We start from the raw sequence: 20164 nt of genomic DNA on the forward strand, positions 1-20164 counted from the left end.
GACTCGTTCCAGTCCCCTCGACCCGCCGTCACCGCTCCCGCGACGCCTTCGTCAGTCGGTCGTCGACCAGCCCTACCAGTCCCCGGTAGACGTCCTCTTGCACCTCGTCCGAGAGGTCGAGCACCTCACTCATCACCACCTCGTCGAGCGCCCGGCGGTCCGCTCTCACGCTCTCGAGCGACACTGCCTCCCGCCGGCGGGCACCACACTCCTCGAACACGCTTCCGAGCGACCGCGACGCGACCGTCTCGAACCGGTCGACGAGTCGCCCTCTCGTGACAGCGTCGATCCTCCGGGGGTCGGGCACCTGTACGGAGCGGTGGTCGCCGGTCATCAGGTCCAGCGCCCCCTCGCCGAGGTTCACACGCCCGGCCACCTCGAGCAGCAGCAACCCCAGCGTCGAGTTCACCAGCGCCGCCAGCAAGGGAGGATCTACGGCGTCGATGCCGTACAGCGACTGGTGGACCCATAGCGGCGTCGACGGCGTCCAGTAGGCGTGCGTCGCGTGGACGTCCTTGTTCGGGAGGATCGCCCCGCGCGTGAGCTGTCGCGTGATGTCGTACCACGGCTCCCCGGGACAGTACGCGGGGAAGGGCTTCGTCCGTCGGCAGTGTGGGCACGCGGTCACGTCGTGGTTCTCACCCCACTCGACGTACGCTCGCGCCGCCGGATCGAGTTCCGACCGCGGCTCCGGGAGTCGGATCACGTACCGGAGCTGGCTCCCGAGGTCGAGGTCGGCGACGTCGAAGCGGAGACGGTCGACCCCCGTCGTTCGTTTCAGCAGGTAGTTCGGGAGCCACCCCGTCGTGGCTGCGTCGTTCGTCTCGTCGGCCACGTCGCTCGCCCTGCCCGTCGTGTCGTTCACCCCGTCGGGATCGTTCACCCCGTCCGCGTCGGTCACGCGGTGCATCCAGTACCGGCGCGGGAGGCGACACGGCCCGTCGAGCCCCGCCCCCCCGCGCGGGACGACGCGAAGCGCGTCGCCGTCGACGACGACGTCGTGGTGGCTGTTGGGCAGGTAGAAGAAGTCCGGCGCGCCCGAGCGCGTCCCGTACGAGAGCCGCGCCCAGCCGGCATCAGCGAGGTCGTGGAAGTCGACGAACCGGTCGCCCCGGCGTTCGAGCACGGTCCAGTACGCCGGTGGTGCGCGCAGGTATCGACCCCACTTGGCGTTCCGTCGGCGTCCGTCGTCCGTGGTCGCCTGCCGGAGGTCACCCTGTCGCCGTCGGACGGTCTCGACGTCCGGGACCGATCGGTCGTCGTTGTCCACCGCGTCCACGGCGTCCACGGCGTCCGCGAGACACGTCCCGAGCGTCCCGTTGGCCGCGAACGTCTCGGGTGTGGACCGGAGGCGAACGAAGGAGACGGCGTTGTCCGCCCGCGTTTCGGGATCGCCCGCTCGTTCGAGGAGCAACAGGACGGCGTTCACGTCGGCGGTGTCGACGAGGTGGTGCCGGGGGGCGTCGACGACCGCTCGGATGCGGAATCGGTCGAGGAGGAACGCCTGGAGTTCGGTCCCGTAGTCGGCGTCGAGCCACGAACTCCCGACGACGACGCCCATTCGCCCTCCCTCCCGAAGGAACGACGTCGCGTGTCGGAGGAAGTACGGTGCCAGCCCTGCCCGTCGACCGACGCTCGATCCGCCCTCGACCGCCCGACGGACGAACGCCACGTAGTCGTCGTCCAGCGCCTCGCGTCGCGTGTACGGTGGGTTCACGAGGACGGCGTCGACGAGTGGCAGTCGGTCGACGCCGTCCTCGTCGACCGTGTCCTCGTCTCGGCTCTCGGAGTCGGTCTCGCCCGGCGGCACACAGGCGAAGAAGTCGCCCACGGCGACGTCGGCGATGACGTCGTCGGGCAGCGACCGACTCGTCATCGCGACGGGAAGCCCGAACACGTCACGACCGTACACTGCCGGCGGTGGGTGGCCGTGATCCCGTCGGCTCTCGACCGCCGCGCGGACGAGCCGACCGGTCCCACAGGCGGGGTCGAGCACGATGTCGTCCCCCCTCTCGACCCGTTCGTCGTTCTCCTCGTCGTCGACTTCCGCATCATCGTTCCCGTCGGCTGATCCCGCGTCATCAGCCCCGTCTGCCCTCTCGCGTTCACCGACGGTCCACTCCGCCAGGAGTCGGGCGACTGGTGCCGGCGTGTACACCTGTCCCCATCGTCGGCGGCGGTCGGTGGACATCAGGCCCTCGAACAGGCGGGCGAGCGTCGACCCGCCCAGCGACAGCCACGACCGGGCGAGCGCGTCGACGGTCTCTACGACGGCGTCGAGCGCCGCGACGAGTGTCGGGCCGAGAACGGACGGCGGTGGTGCGCGAAGCACGAGGTCGGCGAGCGGCGTCACGTCCGGGTCGAACAGCGGGTCGTCGACGCCGCGGCGGACCTGGTCGACGACGCTCGTCCAGGCGGTCCGGGTGGATCCGGACGGCTCGTCCTCGTCTCCGACGGCGACGGCTCCCGGTTCGAGGTCGGGCGCGGCGTCGACGAGCGCGTCGACGAACAGACAGCTCGCCTGCGCGGCCAGTGTCGCTCGTCCGTCGGCGTCGAACGGGACCTCGTCCGCGGCCGGCCCGGCGGCGTGCAGCGAGTCGCGGAGCCGCTCGGTGAAGCCGGCGTCGTCGAGACGGGACGCCAGTCGTGCGTGCGCGAGCGGTTCGACGGCTCGACGGAGCGCGTCGAACTGGACGTCGAGCGCCGCCGCGGCCCTCCGAACGCGCCGGGCGACGACCGCGAGGACGCTCCGGAGCCGCGAGAGCGGGGCCGCCGTACACACCGCCCGGTCGCAGTCGGCGTCGGCGGGGTCCTCGATCCGCCGGATCGTCAGTGTCTCGCCGGTCACGACGCCGTACAGCCCGCTTCCCTCGACTGTGAGCGCCGTGTGTCGAGCGTTCGCTACCCACGGTCGGTCCGCTTCCGTATGCGTGTCCGTCGTGTCCGTCTTCCCGTCCGGCTCTCGTTCGTCCCGAGCGGCGAGCACGAGGACCCGTCGAGCGTCCTCGACGACGAACTCGACGAACAGCGTCTCCGTCGCCTTCGTCGAGTCGGGAACGTCGGGCGACGGCCGGAGGCGGACGCGGCACGTTCCGAAGCGTGTCGGGAGCTCCTCTCGGAGCCGCCCGGCGACGGCGTCCCCCGTGGGCATTGCCGTGGAGTCGGGCGCGCGAGCGATAAGCGTTGCCCGGATCGTGAGCGAGCGTCACGCTCGCGACTGCCGCGACTCGGGCGTGCGAGTCGGCGTCCGGTGCCGTCCGAGACTGTCAGGGCGCGGGTCGACGGTTCCGATCCCGCCTCCGCCAGTCCTGTCTGACGATCCCGGAGAGCTGGTCTCTCCCGGAGCAGACAGCGTGGCCCTGGCGAGGTACCGTCGGAACGAACGCGCGGTGACACCGGGACGGTACCGGAATCCCAGCGGTGTTGGACGCCACTCGGTCGCCACGCCGCCGAACTCAGCGGTAGGGGGCCACGAACGAGACGAGTCGATCCGGGAGTCGGTCGAACACGTCCTGTGGGATCCGCGGGACGAACCGGTCGGCGAGTGCCACCAGCGGCTTCCGGGCGAGCGTGTAGGCGAGGGAGACCCCGAGTGCGGCGAGGATCGCGGTCTCCGCACGCCCGTCGAGGACGACGAGACCGGGGAGGGCCAGAACGGCACAGAGGAGCAGGTCCTCGGGTGCACCGTCGTAGCGGATCCACCGCCGGGGCGCAATCCAGCGGCGACGGGCGTGGTCGTACACCGCACGGTCCGACTGGCCGAGCCACGGTCGTGGTTCGAGCCCACCCCCTGCGGCGTCCATCACGGAGTGGAGCGCGGCGGCGGCCAGGAAGCACGCGACGGCCAGCGTCGCCGTGGTCGTCACGGCGGCTGCGACGGCGGCGGCGGCCAGCGCTGCGACGGTGTAGTACACCGGGAAGTGCAGCGTCTTGCGGTGGTCGCCGGTGAGGTCGAAATCGGGGAACAGTCCCCCGAACGCAGCCGCCGCGATGGGGAGTCCCCCGGCTTCCGGGACGACCAGCGAGACGCCCACGGCGAGTGCCACGCCGGCGAGGGCGTGGGTGGTAGCCATCATCACCGCTTCGTAGGCAGGTCCGAGAAAAAACCCTGTCGTGGGGCGTGGTATCGCTTCGGCTCGCTGTCGTGAGTGGTGTCCATCTTTTAAGTTCGGGGCGGCGTACACGTGGGTATGCGATTCGTCATCGTCGGATACGGCCGCGTCGGTGCTCGGACGGCCCGCGTGCTCTCCGAAGAGGGGCACGACGTCGTCGTGGTGGAGAACGACGATCGGAAGATCGAACGCGCCAGAGAGGCGGGGTTCGAGGTCGTCGAGGGGGACGGTTCCAACGAGTCGGTCCTCAGGCGTGCCGGCGTCGAGGACGCCGACGCCGTCGGTGGGCTCACCGGCGACCCGAACGTGAACTTCGCGGCCTGTATGGTCGGCAAGGAGTTCGGCTGCCGCGCTGTCATGCGGATCAGCGAGGACTACCGCGAGGAGATCTACGAACAGTACGCCGAGGACGTCGACGAGGTCATCTACCCCGAGCGACTCGGTGCAGCGGGGGCGAAGACGGCGCTGCTCGGCGGGAACTTCAACGCGCTCGGCGACCTCACGGAGCGTCTTCAGCTCACGTCGGTCACGGTCCCGGAGGACGCCCCCGTCGTCGGCAAACGCGTCACGGAGGTTGCTCTCGGGCCGAACGCGCGCATCTACGCCCATAGCCACGACCGCGAGGAGATGACCATCCCCCTGCCGGGGACCGAGATCCGGGCGGGCGACCAGCTCGCGCTCATCATCGACCTCGACGCCGTCGACGACGTCAAACGGACGCTGCTCGGCGAGGCCGCGGAAGCGCCCTGAGCCGCGTCACGTCGTCCGGAGCCGACGTGCCCCTCCCGCCTTCTCACGGTCCTTCGACACTCGTTCATCGATTCTGTCTCCGACGTCAGCTCACCGGTTCTGTCTCCGACGTCCGCTCACCGGTTCTGTCTCCGATGTCCGCTCACCGGTCTCGTTTCCAGCGGTCGCTCACCGACGCCGTCCCCCCGTTCGTCCTCCCGCTCCGGGTCTTTCGCCGGGAGTGCGACTGGCCTCCGGCTCACGCCCGTGCTCGGACCGCGTTGCGGTTCCACCGACGTACGAGGAAACCGGATGCCCCCGGCACCGGCGTGTGCACCGAGAGCGGGGGCTACCGGGAGAAACGGAGCGCTGACGACACCGTCGAACGACGGCGCCGCACACCGACACGTTGGACACGTGGGGTGTGCCGGGCGCGCGGTGGGAGGATGGGAACTGAGGCCGTAGTGCGCGCCCAAGCGTTTGCACCGCAGGTGAACACTTAAATCCGCGTCAGACGAGCGTGTGACTTTTCGGCCAATACCGGCGGACTGCGACGGCACGAGGTGGATCTCTCCTCCGTGCCGACGGCTATATGAATGATCGTCGTCCCGGCGACCGTGTCGGCTCCGCCGGTTCGTTCTGTGACCGGTTCGCCCCGACGAACCGACAACCCTCTTGGGCCGACACGCGTAGTCGTCCACGTGACCCATCCGTGGACCGACCTCTTCGAGCGGGCGGCGGCGTACGAGACGTCCGAGGCCGCCGTCAGCGCGGCCCTGGCGGGGATCCGCGACGCCGACGGTCGAACCGACGACGGAGCCGTCGACGGTGCGGAGAACGATGTCGACTGAGCCCAGTCCCGCGCGCGTCGTCGCCGACGCGGACGTCCTGGCGGCCGACCTCCTCGTCGGCGGCCCCTCGCGCGCCGCGCTCGACCACGTCTGGCGGCACTCGTGGGTGACGCTCGTCGCCAGCACCCCTCTCCTCGACGACGCCGAGGCGACCGTCTCGAAGCTCGCCGACGCGTCGCTGGCGGCGGACTGGCGCGACTGCGTGGAGGCGTGGCGCGAACCGGTCGACCACCCCGACGCCGACCACCCGGGGCTCGCCTCGGCGTACCGCGGCGGCGCGATGCACCTGCTCTCGTTCGACGACCGACTGCGCAGCGCGACGGCGGGGGCGTCGCTGCAGGGACGCGTCCCGCTCAGCGTGCGCCACCCGCACGCGTTCGCGACGCTGTTCGACGCCGACAGCCTCTACCGCGAGGTCGTCGGCGGCGACTACCCCGGGCCGGACCGCGATCCGCGGGCGTGAGCACACCACTCGACGCCCGACGACACCACTCGACGCCCGACGACACCACTCGACGCCCGACGACACCACGCCACGCTGCCACGACGCCACGCCACACCACGCAGATGTGCCGGTACGTTTCACTGGCGGTTCGGTTCCTGCAGTCGCATCGCCGTCTTCCGGACGGTCGACCGCGGGAGGAACCGCACGAGGAACGCCAGCAGACGGTTCTTGAATCCGGGCACGACGACCGCCTTCCCCTGTTTCATCCCCCGGTAACCGGCGCGAGCGACCGTCCGCGCGTCCATCACGCCGCGCTGGAAGAGCACCGTGTCGGCGACGTCCGCTCGCGACTGAAAGCCGGTGTCGGTCGGTCCCGGACAGAGCGCCGTCACGGTGACGCCCGTCCCCGCGACCTCCTCGGAGAGCGCCTCGGAGAAGTGCAGGACGTACGCCTTCGTCGCGTAGTAGACGGCCATGAACGGCCCGGGCTGGAACGCGGCGGTCGACGCGACGTTCAGCACGGCCCCCGTTCCCCGGTCGACCATCCCCGGGAGGAACCGACGGGTGAGCTCCGTGAGTGCCGTGACGTTGACCCGTATCTCGTCGAGTTCGCGGTCGAGGTCGCTCTCGACGAACGGGCCGTGGGTGCCGAAGCCGGCGTTGTTGACGAGCACGTCCACCGTGATGCCGCGTTCGGCGAGCGCGTCGGCGGTCGCCCGTGGCGCGTCGGGGTCGGTGAGATCCTTCACGACGACCGTCACGGTGACGCCGTCGTCGGCCTGGAGGCGTTCGCCGAGCTCGCGGAGCGTCTCCTCGCTCCGCGCGAGGAGCACCAGGTCGTATCCGTCGCTCGCGAGGAGGTCGGCGAACTCGCGGCCGATTCCACTCGACGCACCGGTGACGAGAGCGGTTGGCATGGACGCGAGAGGCGCGGCTCGGACAAAAGCCGAGGGGTCGTCGACGCCTCGCTCCGGAACTCTGTGGACGGCAGTGGTCACCGATACCGATCGCCCGGCTCCCGTCGTTCCCCTCACGGCGGTTCGGTGACGCGTCCACGGGCTCGGCCCCTTCGCCTGCCGACGCTCGCCTCGCTCCCGAGGTTCGCTTCGCTGCCGTTCAGCGAACCACCAGCAGACTCTCGCCGTTCGTCTGCTGAGGTATCAGTCGCTCACCTCGTTCGCTCCTGATACCACTCCGCGAACTTCGCGAGCGCCCGGCCGCGATGAGAGACGGCGTTCTTCTCCTCCGTGTTCATCTCGGCCAGCGTCCGGCCGTTGTGCTCGAAGATCGGATCGTAACCGAACCCGCCGTCGCCGCGCGGTTCGACGATCCGTCCGCGGACGATCCCCTCGAACAGCTTCACGGGGAGGCCGTCGTCCGACCCGTCTCCGTCCGGTCCAGTCGCTGCAGCCTCGATCCGGTCGTCACGGTCGATCGGGTCGGGACTCGCGTCGAACCCGTCACCGTCACAGTACGCCAGCACGCAGCGGAACGCGGCACGGTGGGTCGCCGCGTCGTCGACGAGCGCCTGGACGCGCTCGATGCCCACGGTCTCTTCGACGTACGACGAGTACGGTCCCGGGAAGCCGTCGAGGGCGTCGACGAACAGGCCCGCGTCGTCGACGAGCACCGGTGCGTCGGCGTGGCGGTACGCCTCGCGAGCGCCCCGGGCCGCGATCGGCCCGAGCTCGGCGCTCTGTATCTCGACGTAGTCGAAGTCCAGCTGGGCGACGTCGTCCCCGAGATAGTCGGTCGCCTCGCGGACCTTCCCGGGGTTCGTGGTGACGTAGTTGAGCACGTCCACCCCTCTACCGGCAGCGGAGAAAGGGAGTTCGATTCGGCGAGCCCTCAGTCGTCGATGATGACCTCGACGGGGTCGTCGGCGACCTCGGACTCGGGACCGTCTCCCTGCCGTTCGTGCCAGAGGAGGCCCGCGACGACGAGGAGGACGACCCACGACCGCCACGAGGCGAGGTTGATCGTGTAGCCGATGCCGAACGGTTTCTTGACGAGCATCCCCTTTCCGGGCTGCCAGTACGACGAGAGGAGGCGGCCGACGCTCGGTCGTTCGAAGTTGTACGGGACACCGAAGATGGTTCCGGACTGGGGTTTCTCAGCCATACCCTCCCGTACGACGCCGCCCGATAAATGGTTTAGCCTCGTTCCGGACCGCGTCTCCTCACGGGTCGGGTCTCCGTGTCGTCCGTCGTCGTTCACCGACCGGCCCTGCGGTGGCGCGACCGGGGTGATTCCGGTCGCCTCCCGCGCGAGGAATGAACGAACGAGCACACGCGAGTGAGTGAGTGAAATCGGCTGGGGAGGACCGTGGCTTCACCGCCCTGGCGGCCGCGTCCTCCAGTGTACTCACCGACCACGCTGCCGATCCGCTCCCGTCTCGCACGGACCAACCCGTCGGTACGACTTCGTCCCCTACGACAGGTCGATCCGCCCGACGTCGCGGTCGACGCCTGCCACGACGAGCTCGTCGGTCGCCTCCAGCGTCGTCCAGTCGCCGACGTCCGCGGAGATCCGGCCGTCGCGGTGTTCGACGGCGATGACGGTCACCCCCGGAGGCAACTCCACGTCGCCGATCGTCTGCCCCGCGACGGGTTCGGCGGAGAGCCGGACCACCTCTACCTGTGTGTCGACGGAGACGACGTCCTCGTCGAGGATGGTCGACGCCAGCAGTCGTCCCGTCACCGACGCCAGAGAGAGCACGTAGTCCGCACCGGCCCGGTAGAGCTTCTTCACGTTGTCGACGTCGTCCGCCCGGGCGATGACCTCGGCGTCGGGGTTGACCTCCCGGACGACGAACGTCGCGAGCAGCGTCGTGGTGTCGTCGTCGAGCGCGAGGATGACCGTCCGCGCCTCGTCGACGCCCGCCTCTCTGAGCACGCCGGGATCGGTGGCGTCGCCGACGACGTCGACGCCCGGTCGCTCTTCGAGGTCGACCACGGTTCGCGGGACGTCCTCGCGCGCGAGCACCTCGTCGACGGTCGAGCCGACGACGCCGAAGCCGACAACGATCACCTCACCGCGCGAGTAGCGACGGATTTCCGAGAGGGTCCGACGCTTGAGTCCCGACAGCGCCGTCTCCGTCCCGATCACGAGCAACACCGTGTGTTCGTCGAGGACGAGATCGGTGAACGGCGGCGTCCGGAACTCGCCGTTCGACCACGCGCCGATGAGCGTCGCACCCGTCTGCCGCTCGATGTCGACCTCGCTGATCCGCTCCCCCTGGAGTCTGCTCCCGGGCTGGATGGGAAACTCGGCGACCTCGAGCCCACCACCCAGGTCGACGTTGTCGCCCGTCGCGGTCGTGACGGCGTTCCGCACCTTGTTCGCCAGCCCCCGTCCGAGCAGAACGCGGGGGGAGAACGCCTCCGTCGCCCCCGCCCGCTCGTGGTACGGCGCGAGCGTCGGCTTCTCCACGACGCTGTAGACGGGCACGTCGGCCGTCACCTCCCCGACCGCCATGATGACGCTCAGGTCGACCTCGTCGTCGCTGTCCGCGACCACGGCCGTGGCGCGTTCGACGGACGCGTCGCGGAGCGCGTCGACCGACTCGGGGTCGGCGTGGACGACGTCGTGTCCCTGGTCGTGGAGGTCCAGGGCGCGCTCGCGGTCCGGTTCGACGACGACTCCGTCGACGCCCTGTGCGTCGAGGTCGGACAGCAGCGTCCGCGTGCGCGAACTGGAGCCACAGATCAGGACGTGGTCGGCGCGGTCGATCCCGGTCGGCGGCGACGTCGACAGCGCGTCCTCGACGAGGGGGACGATGACGATGGGGAACGCCGCGAAGATCAACAGGAGCGAGGCGATCTGCATCCCTACGACGAGGAACGTCATTACGGGGCTCTCCCAGGGGGCGTCCTGGCCGTAGCCGGTCGTCGTGAACGTCTGCATCACGACCTCGAACGCCTCGAGGAACGTGCGTGGCCGGCTCTCGAAGAACGTCATCCCGGCGTCGTACGCGACGGTGAAGACGAGCAGGGAGCCGACGACCGTGACGAGGTAGACGCGGAAGAGGCGACGCCGGACTACCATACGTCTCCCTCTCGGTCCGTGACCGTATAACGACGGGGCCCGACCCGAACGTTGAAACGCGATTCCGCAGCCACACCTCGTATGCGCTGACGACGGCTGCGGGACGCTCGGCGACGCGACGGTGCGCCGTCCCGCCGCGTGACGAGCACCGTCCGTTCGCCCCCACCTGCCGCGTCACGGACGCGACCCGCTACTGGTACCGTCCGCGCCCTTCGACCTCGCGGAGTCGGTCGACGACCGTCCGCGCCGCGTCCCCGCCCGCGGCGAGATAGCCCGTCTCGAACGCGTCGAGCAGCGGTGCCGGCGTCTCGGCGGTCCCCTCGATGCTCTGGCCGAACACGTGGAGATCCATGGCGTGGTCCTCGACGTGTCCGGTGTGGAACCCGAGACCGAAGTCGACGAGGAACACCTTCGAGGGACCGACACGGACGTTCCGCGTCGTCGGATCGCCGTGGACGATCCCGGCACCGTGGAGCGCCGCGAGGTGTTCGCCGACCCGTTCGACGGCATCGGTCGAGAGCCGCGCCGCCAGGTCCGCCTCGCCCACGCGCTGGAGCGTCAGCGTCGCTTCCCGACGGTCGACGTCGCGGACGAGCGGCGTCGGGACGCCGACCCGCCGTGCCTCGCTCAGCAGCCGTGCCTCGGCGGTCGTTCGCTCCCGTCGCAGTCGGGCGTCAAGGACCGGATGCCGATACTCCTTCGGGAGGCGTCGCTTCGTGACCAGGTCGTCGGCGACCGTCACTGTCGCCTCGGCGCCGCGGATCTCCGACTCGTCCTCAGCTCCGTCGTGTGACACTCGCGCGACCGACTCCTCGCCGCCACGCCAGGTGACCGGCACCGCGTCGGGCCGGAAGTTCGGATCGACCGCCGACGCCTCGATCGCGAGCGTGTCGTCTGCCGCGAACATCTTCGCGCCGAGCACGGCGATCATGCCCGCGTTGTCTCGGAGGAACCGGGGGTCGGGCGCGTAGAACTCCGCGCCGCGCGCGTCACACATCGCGCCGAGCATCTCGCGGAGGCGAGCGTTCTGTCCGACCCCGCCACCGAGGACGAGTTCGTCCGTCCCGGTCAGCGAGAGCGCCCGCTCCGACACTTCGGTGAGCATCGCGAAGACCGTCTCCTGCAAGCCGCAACAGACGTCTTCCACTGCGGCACCGTCGTCGTACGCGTCCTTCGCGGCGCTCATGATCCCCGAGAACGAGAAGTCCATCCCCTTCACGACGTAGGGGAGGTCGAGATATTCCCCCTCCCGCGCCGCCTGCTCGACCTTCGGCCCACCCGGGTGGGACCAGCCGACGTGCCGGGTGAACTTGTCGATCGCGTTGCCCACGCCGGTGTCCATCGTCTCGCCCAGCACCCGGTAGCGACCGTTGTGATAGCCGAGGAGGTGCGCGTTCGCGCCCGAGGCGTTCAGACAGACCGGAGAGTCGAATCCCGACTCGTGACGACCGATCTCCAGGTGAGCGACCATGTGGTTCACGCCGACGAGCGGCACGTCGAGCGCGCCGGCGAGCGCGCGTGCCGCCGTGCCGACGATCCGCAGACAGGGGCCGAGCCCGGGACCCCGCGAGAAGGCGACGGCGTCGACCGGTGGTCCCTGTTCTCCGGCGTCCAGCTCACGGGCGCGGTCGAGCGCCAGTTCGACGACCCGAGGGATCGCCTCGCCCATGTGTTCGGCCGCCTCGCGCGGGTGAATGCCGCCGCTGTCCGGTTCGTACGGGTCCGACTCGATGAAGACGTCGTCGGCCTCGACGTCGAAGACGGCGGCGCTCGCTGCCCACGCCGTCCCTTCGATGCCGAGGACGCGCACCTGTGGGCGAAATCAGGCCTCTTCGGCCTCGACTTCGGGCTCGTCGCCGCTCGTGATCTTGTTGCGCTCGAGCATGTACTCCTGTTCGACGTCGCGGGCGAACTCGGGGCTGTCGTACACCTTCGCGTAGCCCACGGTCTTGCGCATGCCGAACTTGGTGTCGAGCGTGTGGACGACGACCTCGTCGGAGTCCTTGTTCAGTTTGGCGGCGAGGCTGTCGCGCACGGAGAGCCGGGAGGGGGTCGCCTCGTCGTGGACGACCTCGAACCGAACGTCCGTCCTGTGCAACATCGGGTTCTCGTCCTCGTCGATAATGTCGATCTCCATAGTCAGTTACCTCTACTTCTCTTCGATGCGATGAAAAGGATTTCGAAGGACGTGACGGTCGTACTCCACGTGGCAGCCGGTTCGCCCGCGATGGCCGGTCGGACGCGGGTCATTCGGCGTCGTCTCCGTCGTCGGTGTCGTGGTCGGCGTCCGCTCGCGCGTGGCCGAGGAGCGACAGCGCCGCGTCCGCGTCCCCCTCGAACTGCGTCAACAGTTCGACCATCTCCGCCCGTGTCTCGGGCGTGACCCGGACGAGCACCATCCCCTCGTCGGGCTGGCCGTAGACGACGCTCGCACCGTCGGGCGCGACGACGACCGCCGGGAGCGTGGCGAGGTCCTCCTCGCCGTCGACGTCGAGCACTCGTGGTTCGGCCGCGTCGACGGCCTCGCGGAGCGCCCGAAGCAGCGCCTCGGAGAGCTCACCGGCGGGGTTCGTGACGGTCTTCCCCTCGGGAAGCGCCTCGAGCGCCGACGCCGTCTCCGTGGAGACGGCTTCGCGTTTGGTCCGTCCGTCGACGACGGCGACGTCGGGCGTCGTTCCGGCACGAAGGAGGTGTGCGGTGACGACGTCGCCGACGGCGATCACGGGACGGCCGGCCGCGTCGAGCAGGCCCTCGGTGTCGGTGTAGACGGTGCCGAACGGTTCTTTGAACGCGCTCCGGAGCGGTCGTGGGAGCCGAAGCATAGCCCGTTTCGATCTCCCCAGCGATCAGCGGACCTTCAGCGCGTAACCGCCGGGTTCGCTGACGTTCATCTCCTCGGCGATCTCGCTCTCTTCGGGGTGGGTGATGTAGACGTACCCCGCCCAGTCCTCGGTCAGCGAGGAGGAGCCACAGAGGTCACAGGTCTGGTTGTTCGGCTCGTTGATGTGGTGACACTCCCGACAGGCGAGCCGTTTCTTCGCCATCAGTCACCGGCCTCCGCTTCGCTCTCCTGACGCTTGGCCTCGAGCCAGCCGTGTTTGCCGAGCCCGGGCTGTTTGGCCGTGAGCCCGATCTTCGAGTCGCGCGGGTTGCGCTCGTCGATGCTCTTGGTGACGATCCGTACCCGGACGGAGTCGCCGACGCCGAGCGTCTGGTTCGACTCGGTGGAGGCGAGCTGCTGGTTCTCGCCGTCGTAGGCGAGGTATTCGTTGGAGATCTGTGAGACGTGGAGCAGCCCGTCGACGGGACCGATCCCGACGAACGCGCCGAACTCGACGACCTCGACGACGTTTCCGTCGACGACCTCCTGCATCTGCGGATCGAAGGTGATGGCGTCGAAGTCGGCCTCGTAGTAGACGCCCGGACGACCCGGGAGCACAGAGCCTTCCCCGATGTCGTGCACCTTGCTGACGCTGACGACGCTGCCGACGTCCTCGTCCATCCGTCCCTCGAGTTTGTCCTGGAGCAGCCGTTTCACCCGCTGGGGAGTGACGTCTGCCAGATGGCGGGGCGGCACTTCGACCGTGTCTTTGAGTCGTACCCGTTTGTACATGCGTTATCGTTGAGTTCCTGCTACGGTTCCGTAATCGCAAGTGTGTTGCGGCCCCGGACGCCGACGACCGGCACGTTCCGGTCGAGCAGTCGGTCCCGGAGGGGGCTGTCGTCCGTGACGACGTAGTCGCAGTCGTGCTCGGGGGAGACGGCGAGTTCGACGACCGCGTCGTCGGCGTAGGTGGCGTCGGTGTCGGCGATCCGACATCGATCCACGAGGTCGCGCCCGACGCTCGCGGCGACTCCCTCCTCGCCCGCGCCCGCTGCGAGTTTCTCCAGTTCGGCGACGACGGCGCGCGGGACGACCAGCTCGACGGTCGACCCGTCGGTCCCGACGGGCTCGCCGAGCAGGCGGGCGAGCTCGTCGAAGACGCGGACGTTACGTTCGACCGGCATCATGAGCGCGTTGGTGTCCAGCACGACCGTCGTCACTTATTTGAGCGTCCCGATGCCGATGAGGCGCCAGCGCGCGCCCACCCGTCGGTTGATGGCGATCTTCGCGCCCGATTCGGCACACACCGGCCGCTTGAGGTTCACCTCGCACTCGCCGGCGCGCGCGCTCGTCACGGCTCCCACGGTGGTCGCGGTGCCGACGGTCAGCATCAGCGGCTCGCCGGTCGAGATCTCCTCGACCTCGTCGCCCGTCCCGTCGGCCCCGACGACGCGGTCGAGGAGGTCGACGTCCATGGTGAACGACTCGCGGGTCGGCGGGAGCGTCCCGGGTTCGCCGGCGACCTGCCCGGCGAGCGCGTCCCCCTTCGTCAGTGCGGGATCGAGTCCCGTCCCGACGCCGAGCAGCCCACCGGGTCGGACCGTGTCGAGCTGCGTCCCGCCGGCCTGGAGCGACCGTACCGTCGTCTCGATGGGGCGCCACTCCGACTGGCCGCCCTCGTCGACCTCGCGGCCGGGACGGAGTTCGATCTCGTCGTTCACGGAGAGCTCGCCCTCGACGAGGCTGCCGCCGATCACGCCTCCCGTGAGGTTCTCCCACGTCGTCCCCGGGCGGTTGATGTCGAAGCTCCGTGCGACGAACATCCGGGCGTCCTCGGTCGCGTCGCGCTCGGGCGTGGGGATCTCCCGCTCGATAGCGTCGATGAGGAGGTCCATGTTGATCTCCTGTCCCGCGCTGATCGGCACGATGGGTGCGTCCTCGGCGACGGTCCCCTCGACGAACTCCTGGATCTGTTCGTAGTTCGCGACCGCGCGGTCGCGGTCGACGAGGTCGATCTTGTTCTGCGCGATGACGATGTTGTCGATGCCGATGATGTCCAGCGCCATCAGGTGTTCTTCGGTCTGTGCCTGCGGCACCTGCTCGGTCGCCGACACCACCAGGACGGCGCCGTCCATCAGCGCCGCGCCCGACAGCATCGTCGCCATCAGCGTCTCGTGGCCCGGTGCGTCGACGAACGACACCGTGCGCAAGATCTCGCTCGTCGAGCCGTCCTCGCACTCTTCCTCTACGGTGTAACATTCGGGCGCGTCGACCCCCGGACACTGGCGGAACGTCGCGTCCGCGTAACCCAGTCGGATGGAGATCCCGCGCTTCATCTCCTCCGAGTGCTGGTCGGTCCACGACCCCGACAGGGCCTGGACCAGCGTCGTCTTCCCGTGGTCCACGTGGCCGACGAGTCCGATGTTCACCTCCGGTTGTTGTGTTGTATCCGTCACCATTGACCTCCTGAGAGTAATCTTGGGGAAGTTTCGCCCTGAACGACTGATAAAGGTGCTGTTCTCGCCGCCCGCGTGTGTCGGGGTGACGGTGTGCCGTCGACCGCTCCGTCGACCACCCACGCGCCGTCGCGGCTCGTGCGTCGGTTCTCCCCCGACACCGCCGTCTGTCCCGGCCGGTGTCGTTTTGCTCGTCGAGCGCCGAGGGTCGAGCGTGCGGGAGTACGCCTTCGAACTCGCGCTCTGTTCGTGCCTCGAACGGGAGACCGACTGGATCGTCTCGCGTCAGCTGGGGGGCAGCGTGGCGGCTCCCGGTGGTCGGGTCGTCGACGTCGTCGGCGTCGTCCCCGGCCCGGGGTTCGACCGTCGAGCCGCCATCACCGCCGACACCATCCCACCGCTCGCCATCGAGAGCGACGTCGGCGTCGGCGCTCCCGTCCGGCCCGAACGGGCCTTCGACTGCTCGGCGGACGTCGCCCGGCGCGTGGCCGACGCCGCCGTCGACGTGGGGTTCTTCGAGGCCGACCAGCGCGGCGGACGTCGGCTCGTCCGTCGCGCGACCAGGTACCCCGACGACTGGTTCTCCTCGCTCGTGGGAATCGAGAACAAGCCCGACCTCGGCTCGCCCGGCGACCTCGAATCCCAGCTCAGAACGGACGCGAGCCTCGCGCTGTTCGACGAGGTGGTCCTCGCCACGGAGAGCTACGTCACGCGCGCACACCTGAACCGCCTGCCGGAGCAGGTGGGCGTCTGGCGGTTCGATCCCGATGAGGGCGACACAACGGTCGTCCGTCAGCCGACCCGCCTCCCGGTCGACGAGACGGGCGTCGAACCCGTCGACTCCCGGCCGCTCCGCACCGACGTCGCACTCGTTCCGGCCGCGGAGAAGGCCCGGATCAGACGGCGTATCGCGGAACGGGCGTACGGCAAGGGGTGGCGACCCGATCCACCGGGCTGTGTCCACGCGACGGTGACCGACGACGGCCGGCCGTACTGCGAGCAGTTCGACCGCGTGGTCCACCCTGCCGCCGAGTGCGGTGACGGCTGCCCGTCCTTCACCGGGGCCGACCGCCCGACGTTCGACCGCGCGTCGTTCCGCGACGACCGGACGCCGTGGGTGGCCGACCCCACCGGTGTCGTGCGTCGACAGACCGGCCTCGACCGCTTCTCGTGAGTGGTCGCGGTCGTCACGACGATCGCTCGACGACCGCCCCGAGCGCGAGCGCGGTCGACTCGTCGCCCCGGTCGGTGACGAACTGACAGCCGACGGGTCGGCCGTCGACCGTCCCACAGGGGACCGACAGCGCCGGGTTTCCCGTGAAGTTGAACGGGGCCGTGTGTGAGATCGTCCTGACGAAGGCCTCGTCGTCGGTGACGCTCCCGAAGTCGGGCGCGGTCGTCGGTGTCGTCGGGAGGACGAGCGCGTCACACGCCGCGAGCGCCTCGTCGACCTCGCGGGTGAACGCCTCGCGGACGCGCTGTGCGGCCACGTAGTGACGCCCGCCCGACGATTCGAGGAGTCCACCGCCCACGAGTAGCTGGTCGGAGACGTTCTCCCCGACGCGATCCATCGGGAGGTCGGCCAGCGCCGCCCGGAGGCCCTCGCTGTACCCCGTCCCGGTGCCGTACACCTGCCCGTCGTCGGCGAGGAGACGGGCGAACTCGACGCTGGCCGTCGCCAGCAACGCCAGCGGCGTCGCCTCGAACGTCGGGAGCGAGATCCGGTCGACCACGACCCCGGCGTCGGTGAGCGTCTCGACGACGGCGTCGATCCGTGCCTCGACCGCGTCGTCGGCACTGGCCATCGCCTCCTCGACGACGCCGATTCGGTCGGTGTCGACGACGTCCGGGACGCTCACCTCGGGTGTCGGCATCCCCAGCGTCGAGGGGTCGCGCCGGTCCGGGCCGGCGATCGTCTCGAACACCGCTCCCGCCAGCGCGACCGACTCCGCCAGGACGCCGACGTGGTCGAGCGAGGGGGCGAGGTCGACGAATCCGAACCGCGGCACCGACCTGTGTGTCGGCTTCAGGCCGACGACGCCGCAGTACGACGCGGGGATGCGGACGCTCCCGCCCGTGTCGCTCCCGAGCGCGGCGTCGAGCGTCCCCGCGGCGACGGCCGCACCGCTCCCGCTCGAAGAGCCACCCGGCACCGCGCCCTCGGCGGCGGGGTTCTCGACCGGGCCGTGTGCGCAGGTCTCGCCGGTCGTGAAGTAGGCGAACTCGTCCATGTTGGTCGTCGCCCGGAGGTCGCCACCGGCGTCGAGGAGCCGCGTGACGACCGTCGCGTGGTACGTCGGCGTGTACGACAGGGCCGCCGATCCACAGGTCATCGGGACGCCGGCGACGGCGAGGTTGTCCTTCACGCCGAGGCGGTACTCCGAGAGCGGTCCCTCTCCCCGCGAGAGCGAGAACGTGTACCGGAACGCGTCGTGCGGATCGTCGCCCTCGCGCACGTCGGTCGCGGGCTCGTCGTCGGGATCGGCGGCGCCGAGCGTCTCGAACAGGTCGCTCGTCGCCTCCAGCTCGGCCGCGTACTCGTCGACCGCCTCGTCGCCGAGGTCGATCCCGTAGCTGTCTGCCGCCGTCCGGATCGCCTCGGCGCTGTCGCGTGTCATAGCTGGTTTCGGCGTACAGCTGTCACTCAATTAACTGTTGTGCCGACCGTGGTCCGACTCGTCGTCGGCACGACGGAACGGTCGGCGTCGCGGAGCGTCGTCGTTCCGCGCACCCCGACACCGTGGAACAGCGCGTGCGGAACTGCCACCCGGCTCGTCGCGCGGGACGGCCTCAGAAGGCTCTGAGATCCGCCGATCCACAGTCATCGCACTCGACGGCCGACCCCCGGGGCCGGTACGTCGCGTCGCAGTCCCAGCAGTGGTAGAGTTCTTCGCGTGCGATCCCCAGCATCGTCCGTACACCTTCGAACACGCTCATGGCTGGTCGACGACAGTACGCCACGCGAAATAATAAGCGCATCGTTCGAATTAGACTATAAAAATTACCGGTTCGGTATCGAAAGAGGTCACAACGGATCGCTACCTGGGCCGGACCGGTCAGAGGTCGTACTGCTCGCCGTCCACGGCCAGCGGCTCTTCGAACGCCTCGTCCGCGGGGTAGAAGTGAGCCGTGTGGACGAGCCGCGTCTCCCGCGCGCCCAGCTCCCGGGCGAGGTCGAGCGCCCCCTCGCGGGTCATGTGTTTCGTGCCGAACGTCCGGGGGACGCCCTCGTCGTCTTCGTGCTTGCCGCCGAGGGGGTGGTAGTCGCAGAGCGAGGCGGGGACGATGGCGTCCGCCAGCAGGAGGTCCGGATCCGCCAGTCTCGACCGGGAGTCGTCGGGGACCCCGTAGCTCGTGTCCCCCGTCAGGGCGAGCTTCGCCCCCGTCTCGGGGTCCTCGACGACGAGCCCGTAGCAGACGAGCGGTGGGTGGTCGACCGGCACGAGCGTACAGTCCAGCCCACAGGCCGAGAACCGCTCGAACGGGTCGTGATCGACGACGGTGATGCGGTCGAGGTAGTCATACTTGCGCCGGATGGTGTCGGCCACGGACTCCCCCGTCCGGGGATCGATCTCGTTCGCCGCGTGCACCGGGAGATCGTCGAAGAGGCGGTAGGCGTTGCCGAGGCCGTCGAGGTGGTCGAAGTGGATGTGCGTCACGACCGCCTCGTCGGGGAGCGGCGCGTCCCAGGTGAGGAACTGGTGGCGGAAGTCGGGGCTGAGGTCGACGAGGAGGCTCTCACCCGTCCGAGGGTTCTCGACGTGGACCGAGAAGCGCGAGCGTTCGACCCCGAGGTCGCGGGCACGGGCGCAGGTGTCGCAGTCGCAGCCGACGGTCGGGGTGCCGGTGGTGTCGCCGGTGCCGAGGAGCGTGACCCGCATCTACCCGGAGGCAGGGGACGACGGCGTATAAGCCTGGGCGAAGCGGTACGACCTCGTCCCGTCGTCACTGCTGCCACTGCTCGAAATACGTCGCCCACACGGGAACCGTCGTGTCGTACTCGCGCCCCGCGAGCGAGACGGTCGCGTCGACCCGTCGCGGGGCCGCAGCCACGAGGTCGTCGAAGGGAACCTCGGTCGCCGAGATCCGGTTCCCCTGTCGGTCGTAGGTGACGGTCCGCGCGACGACGACGGCGAGCACGCCTCCGCGTGATCCGACGCGGACGGAGGCGTCCAGTTCCTCGTGCCCGAGTCGCTCGGCTGTCGTCTCCCCGACCGCGTTCGCTGCCGTGCTCGCACACCGAACCTCACCCCACCGCTCGAACGACATCGTGTCGTACACCGGCTCTCGCTCGGATGCGGAGCCGTTCTCGACGGCCTCGCGGTTCGCGTGGCGATACGCCGAGACGTACCGGACCACGTTCCGATCTTCGAGGTAGGTGTACGAGTCGCCATCGGTGAACCGCTCGCGGACCGATATCGGCGCACCCCGTGGACGGGTGGGTTCGGGTGTCGCCGGGTCGTCCCGTTCCACTGGCTCTCGTTCCGTGGCTGTCGTGCTCGCCGCGGCGGTCGTCGTCGACTCCCGTCGTTCTGCGACGGGTGGATCGACGGTCTCCGTACCGAGACAGCCGGCCAGGGTCGCGACGGCGACACTGGCTGCTCCGAGGACCGTCCGTCGGGTGGTGGCGGGCATCCGTCGAACCACTGCCTCGCGATGGGTAAGTGTCTTTCCGGTGTCCCTCGGTGAGACGGTCTCTG

Annotated in this window: 21 protein-coding genes; 4 read left to right on the top strand and 17 right to left on the bottom strand. The window is 69.6% G+C overall.

Translation table 11 applies throughout. From position 1 onward, the window contains the following. Positions 1-28: 28 nt before the first annotated feature. The gene (locus tag FZP69_RS02810) at positions 29-3151 is read right to left on the bottom strand and encodes an HsdM family class I SAM-dependent methyltransferase (protein ID WP_152039860.1); all 3123 of its coding nucleotides are present in this window, start codon (positions 3149-3151) and stop codon (positions 29-31) included. Positions 3152-3455: 304 nt separating this feature from the next. Continuing rightward, complete coding sequence (locus tag FZP69_RS02815; RefSeq protein ID WP_192918435.1) at positions 3456-4076, bottom strand: metal-dependent hydrolase; 621 nt, start codon at positions 4074-4076, stop codon at positions 3456-3458. 114 nt (positions 4077-4190) lie between these two features. On the opposite strand from FZP69_RS02815, the gene FZP69_RS02820 reads away from it, so the two are divergent. The 3 genes from FZP69_RS02820 to FZP69_RS02825 all read left to right on the top strand — a co-directional run bounded on the left by FZP69_RS02820 (position 4191) and on the right by FZP69_RS02825 (position 6155). Continuing rightward, positions 4191-4862: a potassium channel family protein gene (locus FZP69_RS02820; RefSeq protein WP_152039861.1), complete on the top strand. Its 672-nt coding sequence runs from the start codon at positions 4191-4193 to the stop codon at positions 4860-4862. A 680-nt stretch (positions 4863-5542) separates the two neighbouring features. Beyond that, on the top strand, positions 5543-5692 hold the full coding sequence (locus tag FZP69_RS22315) for a hypothetical protein (protein WP_192918436.1): 150 nt from the start codon (positions 5543-5545) through the stop codon (positions 5690-5692). After that, positions 5682-6155 carry a DUF7384 family protein gene (locus FZP69_RS02825; RefSeq protein WP_152039862.1) on the top strand — a complete coding sequence of 158 codons (474 nt, stop codon included), beginning with the start codon at positions 5682-5684 and terminating at the stop codon, positions 6153-6155. The genes FZP69_RS22315 and FZP69_RS02825 overlap by 11 nt, the downstream gene beginning before the upstream one ends. A 119-nt stretch (positions 6156-6274) precedes the next feature. On the opposite strand, the gene FZP69_RS02830 is transcribed toward FZP69_RS02825, so the two are convergent. From FZP69_RS02830 to FZP69_RS02880, 11 genes are all read right to left on the bottom strand, one after another. Further along, positions 6275-7054, bottom strand: coding sequence for an SDR family NAD(P)-dependent oxidoreductase (locus tag FZP69_RS02830; RefSeq protein WP_152039863.1), 780 nt, complete (start codon positions 7052-7054; stop codon positions 6275-6277). 251 nt (positions 7055-7305) lie between these two features. Further along, positions 7306-7935, bottom strand: a complete 630-nt coding sequence (locus FZP69_RS02835; protein ID WP_152039864.1) for a non-canonical purine NTP pyrophosphatase — start codon at positions 7933-7935, stop codon at positions 7306-7308. Between the two features lie 50 nt (positions 7936-7985). Continuing rightward, the gene (locus FZP69_RS02840) at positions 7986-8258 is read right to left on the bottom strand and encodes a DUF5808 domain-containing protein (RefSeq protein ID WP_152039865.1); all 273 of its coding nucleotides are present in this window, start codon (positions 8256-8258) and stop codon (positions 7986-7988) included. 309 nt (positions 8259-8567) lie between these two features. Continuing rightward, entirely contained in the window at positions 8568-10184 is a 1617-nt protein-coding gene (locus FZP69_RS02845; RefSeq protein ID WP_152039866.1) for a potassium channel family protein, read from the bottom strand. Between the two features lie 190 nt (positions 10185-10374). After that, positions 10375-11994 (bottom strand): bifunctional N(6)-L-threonylcarbamoyladenine synthase/serine/threonine protein kinase, encoded by a 1620-nt coding sequence (locus FZP69_RS02850; RefSeq protein ID WP_152039867.1) that lies wholly within the window; start codon positions 11992-11994, stop codon positions 10375-10377. A gap of 12 nt (positions 11995-12006) precedes the next feature. Further along, positions 12007-12321 (bottom strand): 30S ribosomal protein S24e, encoded by a 315-nt coding sequence (locus FZP69_RS02855; RefSeq protein ID WP_152039868.1) that lies wholly within the window; start codon positions 12319-12321, stop codon positions 12007-12009. 109 nt (positions 12322-12430) lie between these two features. Continuing rightward, positions 12431-13006 (bottom strand): GTP-dependent dephospho-CoA kinase family protein, encoded by a 576-nt coding sequence (locus FZP69_RS02860; protein ID WP_152039869.1) that lies wholly within the window; start codon positions 13004-13006, stop codon positions 12431-12433. Positions 13007-13030: 24 nt separating this feature from the next. Beyond that, entirely contained in the window at positions 13031-13228 is a 198-nt protein-coding gene (gene spt4 / locus FZP69_RS02865) for a transcription elongation factor subunit Spt4 (RefSeq protein ID WP_152039870.1), read from the bottom strand. After that, entirely contained in the window at positions 13228-13797 is a 570-nt protein-coding gene (locus FZP69_RS02870; protein WP_152039871.1) for a DNA-directed RNA polymerase, read from the bottom strand. Before FZP69_RS02870 ends, spt4 begins: the two co-directional genes overlap by 1 nt. 20 nt (positions 13798-13817) lie before the next feature. Continuing rightward, entirely contained in the window at positions 13818-14213 is a 396-nt protein-coding gene (locus FZP69_RS02875) for a PIN domain-containing protein (RefSeq protein WP_152041491.1), read from the bottom strand. Between the two features lie 15 nt (positions 14214-14228). Further along, positions 14229-15467 carry a translation initiation factor IF-2 subunit gamma gene (locus FZP69_RS02880; RefSeq protein ID WP_152039872.1) on the bottom strand — a complete coding sequence of 413 codons (1239 nt, stop codon included), beginning with the start codon at positions 15465-15467 and terminating at the stop codon, positions 14229-14231. 211 nt (positions 15468-15678) lie between these two features. On the opposite strand from FZP69_RS02880, the gene FZP69_RS02885 reads away from it, so the two are divergent. Beyond that, positions 15679-16638, top strand: a complete 960-nt coding sequence (locus tag FZP69_RS02885) for a DUF5787 family protein (RefSeq protein WP_240137436.1) — start codon at positions 15679-15681, stop codon at positions 16636-16638. 13 nt (positions 16639-16651) lie between these two features. Here FZP69_RS02885 and FZP69_RS02890 read toward each other — a convergent pair whose 3' ends face one another. The 4 genes from FZP69_RS02890 to FZP69_RS02900 form a co-directional block, all read right to left on the bottom strand. Beyond that, positions 16652-18082, bottom strand: a complete 1431-nt coding sequence (locus FZP69_RS02890; RefSeq protein WP_152039874.1) for an amidase — start codon at positions 18080-18082, stop codon at positions 16652-16654. Between the two features lie 172 nt (positions 18083-18254). Further along, positions 18255-18401, bottom strand: a complete 147-nt coding sequence (locus FZP69_RS22320; protein ID WP_192918437.1) for a hypothetical protein — start codon at positions 18399-18401, stop codon at positions 18255-18257. A gap of 119 nt (positions 18402-18520) precedes the next feature. Beyond that, positions 18521-19345: an MBL fold metallo-hydrolase gene (locus FZP69_RS02895; protein ID WP_152039875.1), complete on the bottom strand. Its 825-nt coding sequence runs from the start codon at positions 19343-19345 to the stop codon at positions 18521-18523. A 64-nt stretch (positions 19346-19409) separates the two neighbouring features. Beyond that, on the bottom strand, positions 19410-20099 hold the full coding sequence (locus FZP69_RS02900; RefSeq protein ID WP_152039876.1) for a hypothetical protein: 690 nt from the start codon (positions 20097-20099) through the stop codon (positions 19410-19412). Between the last annotated feature and the right edge of the window lie 65 nt (positions 20100-20164).

It is taken from the genome of Salinigranum salinum (assembly GCF_009176545.1).
Classification (GTDB): Archaea; Halobacteriota; Halobacteria; order Halobacteriales; family Haloferacaceae; genus Salinigranum; species Salinigranum salinum.